This window comes from Pedobacter sp. GW460-11-11-14-TSB4 (assembly GCF_059423705.1).
On the sequence record NZ_JBWKYI010000003.1, the window covers coordinates 80,528 to 95,518 of the forward strand.

13 protein-coding genes are annotated in these 14,991 nt (G+C 39.2%); 6 read left to right on the forward strand and 7 right to left on the reverse strand.

Annotated features, from left to right (window positions below; all coding sequences use genetic code 11):
• Positions 1-75: 75 nt before the first annotated feature.
• Complete coding sequence (locus AC07YT_RS04915) at positions 76-1,332, forward strand: hypothetical protein (RefSeq protein WP_086547090.1); 1,257 nt, start codon at positions 76-78, stop codon at positions 1,330-1,332.
• 152 nt (positions 1,333-1,484) lie between these two features.
• Here AC07YT_RS04915 and AC07YT_RS04920 read toward each other — a convergent pair whose 3' ends face one another.
• From AC07YT_RS04920 to ispE, 3 genes are all read right to left on the reverse strand, one after another.
• The gene (locus AC07YT_RS04920) at positions 1,485-2,651 is read right to left on the reverse strand and encodes a trans-sulfuration enzyme family protein (RefSeq protein WP_086547091.1); all 1,167 of its coding nucleotides are present in this window, start codon (positions 2,649-2,651) and stop codon (positions 1,485-1,487) included.
• A 92-nt stretch (positions 2,652-2,743) separates the two neighbouring features.
• Positions 2,744-3,163 (reverse strand): OsmC family protein, encoded by a 420-nt coding sequence (locus AC07YT_RS04925; protein WP_086547092.1) that lies wholly within the window; start codon positions 3,161-3,163, stop codon positions 2,744-2,746.
• A gap of 73 nt (positions 3,164-3,236) precedes the next feature.
• A complete protein-coding gene (ispE, locus tag AC07YT_RS04930) occupies positions 3,237-4,040 on the reverse strand; it encodes a 4-(cytidine 5'-diphospho)-2-C-methyl-D-erythritol kinase (RefSeq protein ID WP_086547093.1) in 804 nt (267 codons plus the stop codon).
• 204 nt (positions 4,041-4,244) lie between these two features.
• Between ispE and AC07YT_RS04935 the strand changes: the two genes are divergently transcribed.
• The 5 genes from AC07YT_RS04935 (at position 4,245) to AC07YT_RS04955 (ending at position 11,783) form a co-directional block, all read left to right on the forward strand.
• On the forward strand, positions 4,245-5,039 hold the full coding sequence (locus tag AC07YT_RS04935) for a thymidylate synthase (RefSeq protein WP_086547094.1): 795 nt from the start codon (positions 4,245-4,247) through the stop codon (positions 5,037-5,039).
• Positions 5,040-5,123: 84 nt separating this feature from the next.
• Positions 5,124-5,687, forward strand: a complete 564-nt coding sequence (locus AC07YT_RS04940; protein ID WP_494945190.1) for a dihydrofolate reductase — start codon at positions 5,124-5,126, stop codon at positions 5,685-5,687.
• Between the two features lie 444 nt (positions 5,688-6,131).
• Positions 6,132-9,113 (forward strand): protein translocase subunit SecDF, encoded by a 2,982-nt coding sequence (secDF, locus tag AC07YT_RS04945; RefSeq protein WP_086549365.1) that lies wholly within the window; start codon positions 6,132-6,134, stop codon positions 9,111-9,113.
• A gap of 369 nt (positions 9,114-9,482) precedes the next feature.
• Positions 9,483-10,817 carry an NAD(P)/FAD-dependent oxidoreductase gene (locus AC07YT_RS04950; protein WP_086547095.1) on the forward strand — a complete coding sequence of 445 codons (1,335 nt, stop codon included), beginning with the start codon at positions 9,483-9,485 and terminating at the stop codon, positions 10,815-10,817.
• A 105-nt stretch (positions 10,818-10,922) separates the two neighbouring features.
• Positions 10,923-11,783 carry a hydroxymethylglutaryl-CoA lyase gene (locus AC07YT_RS04955; protein ID WP_086547096.1) on the forward strand — a complete coding sequence of 287 codons (861 nt, stop codon included), beginning with the start codon at positions 10,923-10,925 and terminating at the stop codon, positions 11,781-11,783.
• Between the two features lie 105 nt (positions 11,784-11,888).
• Here AC07YT_RS04955 and AC07YT_RS04960 read toward each other — a convergent pair whose 3' ends face one another.
• From AC07YT_RS04960 to fbaA, 4 genes are all read right to left on the reverse strand, one after another.
• Positions 11,889-12,590 carry an energy transducer TonB gene (locus AC07YT_RS04960; protein ID WP_086547097.1) on the reverse strand — a complete coding sequence of 234 codons (702 nt, stop codon included), beginning with the start codon at positions 12,588-12,590 and terminating at the stop codon, positions 11,889-11,891.
• A gap of 124 nt (positions 12,591-12,714) precedes the next feature.
• Positions 12,715-13,137 (reverse strand): GNAT family N-acetyltransferase, encoded by a 423-nt coding sequence (locus AC07YT_RS04965; protein WP_086547098.1) that lies wholly within the window; start codon positions 13,135-13,137, stop codon positions 12,715-12,717.
• A complete protein-coding gene (locus AC07YT_RS04970; RefSeq protein ID WP_478357156.1) occupies positions 13,112-13,681 on the reverse strand; it encodes a low affinity iron permease family protein in 570 nt (189 codons plus the stop codon). Before AC07YT_RS04970 ends, AC07YT_RS04965 begins: the two co-directional genes overlap by 26 nt.
• 86 nt (positions 13,682-13,767) lie before the next feature.
• Positions 13,768-14,847 (reverse strand): class II fructose-bisphosphate aldolase, encoded by a 1,080-nt coding sequence (fbaA, locus tag AC07YT_RS04975; RefSeq protein ID WP_029276269.1) that lies wholly within the window; start codon positions 14,845-14,847, stop codon positions 13,768-13,770.
• Between the last annotated feature and the right edge of the window lie 144 nt (positions 14,848-14,991).

The window sequence follows — 14,991 nt, forward strand, 5'->3', positions numbered from 1 at the left end:
ATATACCGTTTAAATTGCTTCAATTTTACCATTGACAATTATTTACCTAAAAAAACCATTAAACTTAAAGAACCCATGCAAAGAAAACTCATCTGGATGCTACTGGCCCCATGTTTGTTAGCTGTATCTTGTAAAAAGAATACCTTAAATGAAGCGGACACCGACACCGCAAATCTTAAAAAAAACAGGTTGCTGGCCACCACAGCAGCAACCAGCGCTGCCGTAAGTGTAAATGCCTATACCAATACATCAGGCTACATCAGCACCGGTTTTTCATTTTTAAACCCAACACAAATTGATAAAAACCGCCAGGCGATTGGCGGCAGTGCTTACACCGAAGTATATGGCTTTAATGTTCCTGAAGAAAACAGAGTAAGGGGTATCAGGTGGAATGAAGATGATGAAACCACCGCTATATGGCGCCCGCAGGGAATCGCCGGTTTCTCGAGGAATGGTGTACGCTATTTATTGGTCAGCTGGTATGCCAAAGATGCGGCAGAGAGCAAAGGATCGAGAATAACCCTGATTGACATCAGCCCAAGCTCGAGCACTTATTTAACTTACAGGCACATTTTACTGGTACAGCATACCCTTCCAACCGGCACCTTGGATTATACGCAATATGGCACTTATGCACCCTTAAATGTGCACGCCGGCGGGATAGCTTATTTTAATGGTAAAATTTATTTAAGCAGCACAAGTTTAGGCTTAAGGGTATTCGATTTAGATAAAATTATCGAAGTAAGCGCTGGCACGGGTACCGAAAATAAGTGCGGCAAAGACGGTAGTGGTAATCTTTATGCTTTTAATTACCGGTACATACTGCCACAAATCGGTTATTATAAAATTAACGAGGCAGATCCTTTTTCAACGGTACAGGTAAATTATGAGAATAATCAATTATGGACAGGGCAATATTATGCCGGAAGTGCAGATGCATCGATTGTACCTAAAATATTCGGGTTTCCCATCAATACATCCGGCGAAGTGCAGAATTCGGGTATACAAACTGTGATTCCAAAAAACAGTCTGTTTACTTCAGATCATGCACATGGCATACAGGGCGTTTTTAGAAAAGGAAACAGAACCTGGCTTTCCTGCACCGGATCACCGAGCGAATCGTATGGATCAACCGCTCGTTTAGCAAGATATACCGATGGTGATACCAATACCGTGCGATACAGATGGCCCTATGGTGCTGAATCCTTATACCTGGAAGCACAATACGGATATTTATGGAGCTTAACTGAGTTTGAACCCAATGCAGGCGCTCAAAATGGCAGTCAGGTTAACCGGTGTATATTTGCGGTAGATTTTTCAAAATACGAATAGCAGCCTTAATCAAACAAAAGATGCTATATTATATTTTTAAATCTATCTCCTTGAGAAAATTCGTCATTTCGACTGAAGCGTAGCGAAATGGAGAAATCTTTGTACTATGATAAAAGATTTCTCCACTACGGTCGAAATGACGATATCATGCCTTAAGCCAATGCCTGCTCAATATCGGCCAAAATATCGTTGATATGTTCTAAACCGATCGATAAACGGATAGAACCTTGTTCAATACCCACCTCATTACGCTGTTCTTCAGTAAGTTTACTATGCGTACTGGTAGCTGGGTGTGTTGCAATTGAACGGGTATCGGCTAAATTTGCTGAGATCGAGAACATTTGCAGGCCATCCATAAATTTACGCGCAGCATCGATACCCCCTTCAACCACAATGGTTACAATACCACCACCCTGTTTCATTTGCTTTTTGGCAATATCGTACTGAGGGTGTGATGGTAGAAACGGATACTTAACCAGTTTAATTTTCGGGTGTTTTTCTAAATATTCGGCAACCTTTAAAGCATTTTCGCAATGACGGTCCATACGGATGGCCAGAGTTTCTAAACTTTTAGATAAAATCCACGCGTTAAAAGGTGATAATGCTGGTCCGCTGTGACGGGCAAAACCTATTACATCGGCGATTAATTCTTTAGTACCTAAAATAACGCCGCCTAACACACGTCCCTGACCATCGATATATTTAGTAGCCGAGTGGATAGAAATGTGTGCACCAAATTTAATAGGTTGTTGTAGATATGGTGTGGCAAAACAATTATCGACCACTAATAATACGTTGTGTTTTTTAGCCAGATCGCCCAAAAATTCAAGGTCGATAATGTCGATACCTGGATTAGATGGGGTTTCTACAAAGATCATTTTGGTGTTCGGCTTAATTAAAGCTTCCCAATCCTGTGGTTTATCTAAATCGGCATAATCAAAAGTGACGCCCCAGTTAGAAAAAACATTGGTTAATAATTGGTGTGTAGAACCAAAAACCGATCTGCTGGAAACCAGGTGATCACCATTTTTCAGGAAAGCACCAAATGTGGTGAAAATAGCCGCCATGCCTGTAGCGGTGGCAAAACCATCTTCAGCGCCCTCTAACAGGCACATTTTCTCGATAAACTCTGATGTATTTGGATTTGAATAACGGCTATATACATTCCCCTCTTTTTCGTTTGCAAACAAGGCACGCATTTCTTCGGCATCCTCAAACTTATAACTCGAAGTAAGATAAATAGGCGATGAATGTTCTTTGTGTAAACTGCGTTCTGTTTGAGTGCGTATAGCTATGGTTTCAAAATTTTCGGATTTCATTGTATTGTAAGATATGTGTATTGAGATGTGAGATACTATTTGAGATGTGAGATTTGAGATATGAGATTGAACCCTACACCTTAAACCTCCCCCTACACCTTATTTATTTTGTAAGTAAAATTAATGGTTGCAGAGCGGCCTAAGATATTCGATACCGAGCAATATTTATCGAAGGTCATTTGTAGTGCACGCTCCACCTTTTGAACGCTTAAATCGCCAAATAAATCAAAGTGAATATCAATGACGTCAAAAATCGGCGGCATTTCTTCATCTTTCCTGGTTGCTTTAATCGCTATTTTAACATCATCAAGCGGTTCTTTCTGTTTGGTTAATACGTTTACCATATCAATGCCACTGCAGCCGCCTAATCCAATCAGTAACATCTCCATAGGCCTGAAACCTTTTCCTTCGCCACCAATGGCAGCCTTTGCATCCAACTCTACAGTAAAACCGCTCTCGTTTTCTGCTTCAAAATTAAATTTACCGCTCTTGCGGATCAGATTTATGTTCATATTAATCGTACTGAGTATTAAGTATCAGGTATCAAGACCTTAAGCCTTCTACCTTCCAACCCTCTACCTTAATTTAAATATTATAAAATACTAAGTTATTTTCTTCCAGTTCGGGCAATTTAACCGGATGGTCGAAAATTGCAAAAACCGACGAACCGCTGCCGCTCATTAAAGCGAATGTTGCGCCTGCATCGTATAAACTGGTTTTTATTTGACGAATTTGGGGATACTTTGCGAATACCGATGGCTCGAAATCGTTGATAACCTTATTTTTCCATGTTGTTGGGCACAAATGTATGATTTCTTTTAACGATTGCAAAGGTTTTTGCGGTTTTACCTGCGCATAAGCATCGGCCGTACTCACGTGTACAGGCGGTTTTACCAAAACTTTAAACCAGGCTGACAAATCTATTTCGCACTTTTCAAATTCGTCGCCTTTATTAAACGCGTAAACTGGTTTATTCTCGATAAAAAAAGCACAGTCTGCCCCTAACTGACGGGCGTACCCTTCCATCTTATCAACCGACATTCCTAAACTGAATTTCTCATTCAATAATTTAATCAGGAAAGCACAATCTGCCGATCCGCCACCCAAACCTGCTCCCACAGGGATATTTTTCAATAAATTAATCTGCTGTGCCGGAATATCATATTCCTTTTTTACGAGTTGAAAGGCTTTAACACACAGGTTATCATTCGCATCGCCGGGAATATCAATGCCGTGGATTTTGCAGGATGTTTCTTCCGCATCGGTAATTTCGACCGAATCCTTAATATTAATCGGATAAAAAACCGTTTCGAGGTTATGGTACCCATCAGCACGTTTTTTGGTGATATTTAAACCAAGATTTATTTTTGCGTTGGGAAAAGATAACATTTTAGTCGTGAGTCTATAGTCAATAGTCCTGAGTCCATAGTGCCAAAACCAGCAACCGGCACATTTTGCAAACATACAAATTTTATGTATGTCCCGGCTTCACGTCGGGACTAAGCCCAATCAATGTTAACAATTAGGCAGTGTGTATAAAAATGATTCTGAACACCTGATAAATTTTAGATATTTGTAAATTATCAGAACAGTATGAAGCAATATTTAGATTTAATGCAGCATGTGCTTGATCATGGCGCTCAAAAGCACGACCGTACGGGAACCGGAACCATAAGCGTTTTTGGTTATCAGATGCGTTTTAACCTTCAGGAAGGTTTCCCGATGGTGACCACAAAGAAACTGCACTTAAAATCTATTATACATGAACTGATCTGGTTTTTAACCGGCGAAACCAATATTAAGTACCTAAAAGATAATGGCGTAAGGATCTGGGATGAATGGGCCGACGAAAACGGCAATCTGGGACCTGTTTATGGTTCGCAATGGAGAAGTTGGCCAGCACCCGATGGACAGCACATCGATCAGATCACCAATATTATCAATACCATTAAAAACAACCCCGATTCGCGCAGGATTATTGTTTCCGCCTGGAATGTGGCTGAAATCGAAAATATGGCTTTGCCGCCTTGTCATGCTTTTTTCCAGTTTTATGTGGCTGATGGAAAATTAAGTTGCCAGTTATATCAGCGCAGTGCCGATATTTTCTTAGGCGTACCTTTTAACATTGCTTCTTATGCTTTATTGACCATGATGGTGGCACAGGTATGTGGTTTAGAGGCCGGAGACTTTATCCACACCCTTGGCGATGCACATTTGTACAATAACCATATCGAACAGGCCAACCTGCAATTAAGCCGTGAGCCAAAACCGCTGCCCACCATGAAAATCAACCCTGAGGTGAAAAGTATATTCGATTTCAAGTTTGAGGACTTTACATTGGAGAATTACGAAGCGCATCCGCATATTAAAGGAATAGTGGCGGTATAACCCCCCCAGCCCCCTGAAGGGGGAGCTAAAGACATGAGGGAAAAGATAGCAATAAAACAATAATATAGAGATTAAGCACTACACATGAACGATGGAAATTCAAGTTCCCCTTTAGGGGCGGATGGGTTGAACGATGGAACGGAAAAGCCCCTTCAGGGGTTGGGGTTATCCATCGCTGTAGCAGTAGGCGAAAATTTTGCAATAGGCAAAAACAATCAGCTTTTATGGCACATGCCGGCCGATTTAAAGTTTTTTAAACAAACCACATCGGGGCATACCGTAGTAATGGGTCGCAAAACATTTGATTCTGTAGGCAGACCATTGCCAAACCGCAGGAATATTGTGATTACCAGAGATCCGGATTTAAAAATTGAAGGCGTTGAAGTAGTAAACAGTTTAGATGAAGCTTTAGCCATTACCCAAAAGGAAGATAAACCCGTATTTATTGTTGGTGGCGCTGAAATTTACAGACAAGCCTTGCCAAAAACACAAACCCTATATTTAACCACCATCCACCATAATTTTGATGCGGATACTTTTTTCCCTGAAATTGACCGCAACGAATGGAAATTAATAAGCAGCGAACCGCACCAGGCCGACGAAAAGAATAAATACGATTATACTTTTGAGGTTTTGGAAAGAATTTAATTCGTTAGGTCGTCATTGCGAGGAGGCTTTTTCAACCAACGAAGCAATCTCAACGCTTTAGCAAACCGCGATCGTTGTAAGATTGCTCCCCCGAAAGGTCGGGACAGGCTGTCGTTCCTCCTCGCAATGGCGTAATCTCAAAGAAGCGCTTCTTCCCTTGCCAGCTAAACCCGATATACGTTGATGCCCCCGATTTTTCTATCGGTGCAGAAACATTAGCGGGACCGAACCAAAGCCAAAAGTGCTGCACCTGCTTTTCCCAATCATGATAGCATCAAAATGCAGGTATTTAGTAAAAGGATTAGCAGACAAAAAATGAGATTATTGCCCGATAAAAATTAATGTTAATAAATTATCAATTAAGGGGTTCTATAATTTAAAAATTTAATTAGATTTGCCGACTTGTTAAAAAACAGCGAAAGACAAAATTATTTTAAACAAACAATGCAAGGAAAAGGTTTTATTAAGTTTATAGCGATAGTATTAGCTATCGTTTGTGCGTACGCACTTTCTTTTACTTTGGTAGCATCCAAGGTAGAAAAAGACGCAAAAAACGCTGCGAAGGGTGATTTAGCCAAAGAAAAGGCTTACTTAGATTCGATGAGTACCGTGAAAGTTTATCCTGTAGTTGGATTTACTTATCAAGAGGTAAAAGCGAAAGAGATTAATTTGGGTTTAGACTTAAAAGGCGGAATGAACGTAACGATGGAGATATCGTTAGCGGAGTTGGTTAAATCATTAGCGGGTAACCCTACTGATGCTAACTTTAACAAAGCCGTTCAGAATGCACAGATCCAGTTAAATGCCGGTGGTAAAGATTACATCAAAATTTTTGTTGATGAATTCGAAAAATTAAGCCCTGGAGTAAAACTTGCAGATTATTTTTCTAACCAGGATAATGCATCTCAGTTAAAACCTAGCGCAAGCAATAGCGATGTTGAATCTTTCTTAGAAAAAGAAGCAACCAGCGCGATTGATCGTTCATTTACAGTTTTACGTTCACGTATTGATGGTTTCGGCGTAGTGAGTCCGAACATGCAAAAACAAGAAGGTAGTAACCGTATCTTAATCGAAATGCCAGGTGTACAAGATAAAGAGCGTATTGCTAAACTTTTACAAGGTTCTGCCGAATTACAGTTCTGGCAAGTATACCAGGTACAGGAAGTTGCGCCATTGTTAGAAAACATTAATAAAATTTTAGCTGCAACATTAAAAACTGATGCACCTGCAACTAAAGATACAACAGCTGCTCCTGCTGCTGGTGGTAAATTAGCCGGTTTAGAAAAAGCTGCGACTAAAGATACTACTGCTAAAGGTGGCAAACTTGCTGGTTTAGGTAAAAAAGATACCAGTGCGGTTAAAGCCGAACTGATTAAATCTAACCCATTATATGCTGTTCTAAACCTTCCAATTTATCAGGGCGAAAACGGACAACAACAATTAATGCCTGGTGCAGTTGTGGGTATGTCGCTACAAAAAGATACTGCAAAGGTTAACGCTTATTTAAAACTTCCTGAAGTTGCTGCATCTATTCCATCTACGATGAAATTTATGTGGAGCGTTAAACCTAGAGAAGGTTCGAAAATTTTCGAATTGTATGCAATTAAAGTGGTGAGTGCTGATGGTAAACCAGATTTAGGTGGTGAGGCAATCAGTGATTCTCGTGCTGACTTTGATCAAAAAGGTAAACCAGAAGTAACCATGTACATGACCAGTGAAGGTTCTGCTAAATGGAAAAAAATTACTGCTGAAGCTGCCGCTGATCAAAACAACAAAAAATCTATCGCCATTGTATTAGATAACCAGGTTTATTCTGCGCCTACCGTTCAGAACGAAATTGCTGGTGGTGTTTCATCAATCACCGGTAACTTTACTCAGGCAGATACTAAAGATTTATCTAACATCTTAAAAGCTGGTAAATTACCTGCTCCTGCGCGTATTGCCGGTAGCTACGTAGTTGGTCCAACTTTAGGTGCACAAGCTATTCACGATGGTTTAATTTCATTCGTAATTGCCTTTATCGTAATCTTAATCTTCATGGCGTTGTATTATCACCGTGCGGGTTGGGTTGCTAACTTTGCATTGTTAATCAACTTATTCTTCATCATTGGTATTTTGGTATCACTTGGTGCAGTATTAACCTTACCTGGTATTGCTGGTATCGTATTAACCATTGGTTTATCGGTAGATGCAAACATCCTAATTTTTGAGCGTGTACGTGAAGAGCTTGCCCATGGCAAAAACACGGCTACTGCAATTAAAGAAGGTTTTAAACATGCAATGCCTTCAATTATTGACTCAAACGTTACCTTATTCATTTTAGGTGCTATCCTTTACGTTTTCGGTAGCGGCCCGGTTCAAGGTTTCGCAACTACATTATGTATCGGTATCCTTTCTTCATTATTTGCAGCTGTAGCCATTTCGAGAGTAGTTTTCGAATCGTTATTAAACCGCAAAATCGATGTAAGTTTCGATAACAGCATTACCCGTAACGCCTTTAAAAACATCAGTTTCAACTTCGTTGGCCGTCGTAAAATTTACTACGTAATCTCTACCATCATTATTATTGCCGGTATTGGTATGTATTTCAAAAATGGCGGTTTAAACTTAGGTGTAGACTTTAAAGGTGGCAGAACTTATTTAGTTCACTTCGATAAAGCAGTTAACACTGAAGATTTAAAAGCTAAGTTAAACCCTGTTTTCGGTAACGAAACGCCTGAGGTTAAAACTGCAGGTGAAGATAGCCAGGTAAAAATCACCACTACTTTCCACATCGAAGATCAGGACATTAAAACTGATAAAGTTGTAGAAGACGCTTTAAACAAAGGTTTAGCCGGTTCTAAATATGAAATCGTAAGTTCACAAAAAGTAACGCCTATCATTGCAAGTGATATCGTAAACGGTGCATTCTACGCAGTATTGATCTCATGTTTATTCATGTTTATCTACATCGTGGTACGATTCAAAAAATGGCAGTATGGTTTAGGTGCGGTAATCGCATTGTTCCATGACGTGTTAATGGTATTATCTTTCTACACTATTTTAGATGGTATTATGCCATTCTCTTTAGAAATTGGTCAGGATTTTATCGCGGCAATTTTAACGGTAATGGGTTACACCATGACAGAGACCGTTGTTGTATTCGACCGTATCCGTGAGAAACTAAAAGAATCTGGTAAAGAAGATTTACATGGCGAAGCGCGTAACAACTTAATCAACTTCGCATTGAACAGTACTTTAAGTCGTACCATCTTAACCTCATTAACCGTATTCTTCGTGTTATTGGTAATCTTTATTTTCGGTGGCGATAGCATCCGTGGATTCATCTTCGCATTGTTAATCGGCCGTATCATTGGTACATATTCATCATTATGTATCTCTACTCCTATCGTAATCGATTTGGGTAGCTCAGCTGAGAAAAAATAAGAGATTAATTTTCTTAAAATATATAAGCGCTCCGATTTATCGGGGCGCTTTTTTTATGCGCTTTTTTGTTACCAAGAAGGCACAAAGAAACACAAAGTGGTCTGTTTTATTTTTTGGTTTTTGAAAAGCAATACCTGTAGCTCTTCGGTTCCGATAGCCCTGCTGTTCGTTTTATCCCGATGAAGGATCGGGATGCCCACTACCATCAGGTTTAATTAACTTAAAGTGGTGCTTAAGAACCTACAAAATCCATGTTCGTCATACCAGCGTTATATCTTCATGATTAAATCAGAATAACTGCCAAAACCTCACTTTTTAAACCTTTTGGCTATCTTTTTGTTACATTAGCAATAGATAAACCGATACAAAATGGATTTAGAACTTCCTAAAAGCGAATACCCTAGAGTAGTTATAGTTGGCGGTGGATTTGGCGGAATTGAGTTAGCTAAACGATTAAAAAACAAACCCTTTCAGGTGGTGATGCTCGATAAACATAACTACCATACCTTCCAGCCCTTACTTTATCAGGTAGCTACAGGCGGTTTAGAAGCCGATTCGATTGCTTTCCCTTTACGCAAGATTTTTAAAGGTCAAAAGAACCTGATTTTTCGCGTGACCAAGGTGACCGAAGTAAATGCTGCCGAAAATTGTTTACAAACCGATATCGGTAGAATCAATTACGATTATCTGGTGATCGCCACAGGCTCTACCAGTAACTTCTTTGGCAATAAAGAAATTGAAGCCAATTCAATGCCCATGAAATCAATTCCGGAAGCATTGGATTTAAGAAGTTTGATTTTACAGAATTTCGAAAAATCGCTGATTGAAAAAGATGCAGATAAAAAGAGTGCCCTATTAAACTTTGTGGTAGTTGGCGGTGGTCCAACAGGAGTTGAAACCTCCGGAGCCATTGCCGAGCTGAAAAAACACGTTATTCCGAACGATTATCCCGAAATGGATTTTAGTAAGGTGAATATTTACCTCATCGAAAATTCGCCGGAATTATTGGGCGTCATGTCGCCGCAGGCACAGCAAAAAGCAAAAGATTTCCTTACTGATATGGGCGTTCAGGTAATGAACGAAACCAGGGTACTAGGTTACGACGGTCATACCCTAACCTTACAGGATAAAGCGCCAATTTTGAGTGCTACGGTAATTTGGAGTGCGGGTGTTAAAGGACAAGTACTGGCTGGTTTAGATAAAGCAGAAATTGTTCGTGGTGGTAGATTGAAAACGGATACGCAAAATTTAGTGGTGGGTTACCCAAATGTATATGCCATTGGCGATGTTGCCGCTATTATTGATGAGGAAACCCCAAATGGCCACCCGGGGGTTGCACCTGCCGCCATCCAGCAAGGACATCACCTGGCCAAAAACCTGATCAACATTAAAGAAAATAAACCTCTAGAGAAATTTAAATACTTCGATAAAGGCTCTATGGCAACTGTAGGTAGAAACAAAGCGGTGGTAGATATTGGCAAAGTCCGTTTTCAAGGGGTTTTCGCCTGGTTTACCTGGATGTTTGTTCACTTAATGACTTTGGTGGGCTTCAGAAACAAAATTATTGTTTTCGTAAACTGGGTGTGGAGTTATTTCAGTTACGATAGAGGAACGCGTTTAATTATCAGAACCTTTGCCAAAGACCGTAGTGTTGATTATAGGAATGAGGTACCGACAGTAAAAGAAGAAGTTAAGGTTTCTTAGTCTTTAGTCTTTAATCTTTAAGGTAACTTTGATGATAAAAATTTGTTTCCTGTTTCTTCTTTTCTTTGCGAAAAACTTTGCGCATTTTGAGGTTAAACCAAAAACATGAGCCAAAACAACTTCAAATTAGTAGAATGTCCACGTGATGCCATGCAGGGACTACACGATTTTGTTCCAACCAAACTTAAGGCCGAATATTTAAACCTTTTGTTACAGGTTGGTTTCGACACGCTCGATTTTGGAAGTTTTGTGTCGCCAAAAGCCATTCCGCAAATGGCCGATACAGCCGAAGTTTTGGCACAATTGGATTTAAGCAATACTTCTACCAAACTTTTGGCCATTGTAGCCAATTTAAGAGGCGTAGAAGACGCTGTAAAACATCAAGCGGTAAATTACCTTGGTTTTCCATTTTCGATCTCAGAAACCTTCCAGCAGCGCAACACCAATTCAAGTATCGCACAATCATTAAATACGGTGGAAGAAATGCTCTCTTTGTGCGCCAAAAACAATAAAAAAGCAGTGGTTTATCTGTCAATGGGTTTTGGTAATCCTTATGGCGACAAATGGAATTACGAAATTGTAGAAAAGTGGGCTGATGTACTGGTAAGTAGAGGAGTCGAAATTTTGTCGTTAGCTGACACAGTAGGCATTTCGACACCGGAAAAGATAGAAAATATTCTTCCTAAACTCATTTCCAGGTTTAGCAATACAGAAATTGGCATTCATTTGCACTCCACTCCTGCTGAGCGTTTCGAAAAGATAGAAGCGGCTTATCATTCGGGCGTAAAACGTATTGATTCGGCTTTAAAAGGTTTTGGTGGCTGCCCTATGGCTGCAGATGACCTCACCGGTAACATTGCAACCGAAGATGTAATTACCTTTTTGAATATGAAAGGAGAAAAGTTGAATCTGAATATGGATAAGTGGAACGAGGCGATGGTTTTATCAGGGAAGATATTTGGGTAAGCCTATTTTTCGCCACGGAAGCACCGATTTACACGGAATAAGTATTACGATCTTTTAACATTAAGTGAATATCAAAGATCATCCACATGTGGATTTCAGTGGTAGTTAGTTAAAATTAAAAGGAAGAGTGAATTTCACATCAATAAACTTTCCATCTTGCTTACCGGGCTCCCATTTTTTCATCAATTTTACAACACGGACAGCCTCAGCATCTAAAAGTGGATGAACACTATTAATTACTTGCGGATCGATAACATCACCATCTTTGGTTACAGTAAAGCGAACAACTACTTTACCTGTTACTCCCTCTTTTTCCAATTCCCTTGGGTATTTTGTATTTTTTGAAATAAATTCCATAAGTGCAGAAATTCCCCCTTTATAAGATGGTGCCCGTTCGATGAATGCCATTCCTTTTTCACCTGTTATTGAATTTGTTACCTTAACAACATCAGGGCCTTTTTTTAACTCACCACTTTCGTCCCATTCTGCAACTTTAATCATTTCGTTTTGCTTAAATACAGATTCCATTTTTTTCTTTCCATCTGGGTAAAACCAAACGAAATTTCCATTTTTAATATCAGGATTAAGTGAAGAATAAGTTCCCTCCATTTGAATTGCACCTGTGTTATAAAAATCTTTTATAAAGAAACTTTTATGATCTGTATCCTCTTTTATTACTCTATAGTAATGTTTATTTGCCTTATCGGTTTTTACCCATTTTGAATCAAAATAGACTGTATCAATTTTCTGGGCCTTTGATGCCATTACCATTCCAAAAAATGATAATGTCAAGAGTATTCTTTTCATTAGTGCGAGCAAGGTATTTTACGATTAATTTAGTTTATAGTGAGACCAATACTATTTTTTCAGTCTAATTAGATTGTATCCGGGCTATTGGCTTAACTTAAGTAGCAAAACTGGTATTTAAAACTTAAACCTTTTTCACCATTTTAAAATGCTGTATCCCGGCTTCCTCAAATTGCTCGCCTTCAGCTACAAAACCAAATTTGGCATACAAACTCATGGCATCCAGTTGCGAATTCAGGTAAATATAATGCGCATCCTCCGGCAAATCAGATAAAGCTTCTGCTATGAGCGCACGGCCAACTCCCTGTCCTCTAAAATCTTTTAAAACCGCAAAACGTTCTAACTTGTAACCATTATCCGTTTTACGCCATCTGCAGGCACCACAAGGCTGTCCGTTACTGGTAGCCAGAAAATGTACCGACTCCTCTTCATGTTCCCATTCCAGTTCCGGCGGACAGTTCTGTTCTTCTACAAATACAATCTTACGGATAGCAAATACTTTATCTAAATCTTCGGGATGATTAACTTTTTGAACTTGTAGACTCATTATCGTGGTGTTTAAAGTGTTTATTCGATTTTAATTTCATTTCATTAAGCTCTTTGGCCACATCAATCGAATGCGAGCAATGAATATCGGCCTCTTTTTTGGCAAGTGTGGCAATCGTAACGTAAAATTTATGCAATTGGTCTAATTCTTTTTCACTCAGGTCTTCAATATCTACCATGCGGTTGCTGGCGCCTTGCTGTGCCGCAATCAGTTCATTTAATTTTAGCTGAATGGCTTTACCATCTTTATTCTGTGCCTTTTGGATTAAAAAAACCATTAAAAAGGTAATGATGGTGGTACCCGTATTAATCACCAATTGCCAGGTTTCAGAATAATCGAAAAGCGGACCTGTTACCGCCCACAGAACTACAATTGCCGTAGCGGCTATAAACGCAACAGAACTACCGGTAAACTTGGTTGCTGCATTTGCGAATTTCTCGAAAAAATTATTTCTTTTGGTATCCTTTTTAGATTTTGCCATTACAATTTGTTTGCTTAAATATACCATAAAACAAACAAAAGCGCCATAAGTTTTTAAACCCATGGCGCTTTTGTTTTTAGTTGAAAAGTTGTAATGTTAAAATTGTTGCAACGTTAAAACCTTTCAACTTTACGACATTTTTTACTCCCTTAAAGCTTGTCGTTTACATTAATACAGTTTAGATCTTCGAAAGCAGTAGTTAAACGCTTCACGAAAGTTTCTTCACCTTTACGTAACCAAACGCGTGGATCGTAGTATTTTTTATTTGGTTTATCATCACCATCAGGGTTACCAATCTGGCCTTGAAGATAAGCTTCGTTCTTTTTGTAGTATTCTAAAATACCTTCCCAAAATGCCCATTGCATATCGGTATCGATATTCATTTTAATTGCACCATAAGAAATTGCTTCCCTGATTTCTTCCTGGGTAGAACCAGAACCACCGTGGAATACAAAATTGATTGGTTTCTCTGCAGTTAAGCTAAATTTTTCTTTGATAAAATCCTGAGAGTTTTTCAAAATTACCGGTTGCAATTTTACGTTACCTGGTTTATAAACACCGTGTACGTTGCCAAAAGCAGCAGCCACAGTAAAACGAGGCGAAACTTTACTTAATTCTTCGTAAGCATAAGCCACTTCGCTAGGCTGGGTATATAATTTAGAGCTGTCTACATCGCTGTTATCCACACCATCTTCCTCACCACCTGTAACACCAAGTTCGATTTCGATAGTCATATTCATTTTAGCCATGCGTGCTAAGTATTTAGCAGAAATTTCCATGTTTTCTTCGATCGACTCTTCCGATAAATCCAACATGTGTGATGAAAACAAAGGTTTTCCGGTTTCAGCGAAGAATTTTTCACCGTGGTCTAAAAGTCCATCAATCCAAGGCAATAATTTTTTAGCGGCGTGGTCAGTATGTAAAACCACGGCAACACCATAATGCTCTGCCAATAAATGTACATGTTTAGCTGCCGATACAGCACCTAAAATACATGCTTGCAATTTCTCATTATCTAAAGATTTGCCGGCATAAAACTGTGCACCTCCATTAGATAATTGAATCATAACAGGCGAATTTACTGCCTTAGCAGTTTCCAATACCGCATTAACCGTATTTGTACCGGTTACGTTAACTGCTGGTAAAGCAAACTGATGTTTTTTAGCCTGCTCAAACAATTCTTGAACGGCATCTCCGTAAATTACGCCTTTGTAGCCTTTTAAACTCATTTCTTGTTAATTTTATTAAGTCCGAAGTTATAAAAAAAAATAACATTCCAAGCTTTTCTGACAACAGAATTATTTGCCTAGCAGCAAAATAAGGCCTATTTAGTGTAAAAAACACATTATCCTTAGTGTAAAAAAGACACACTT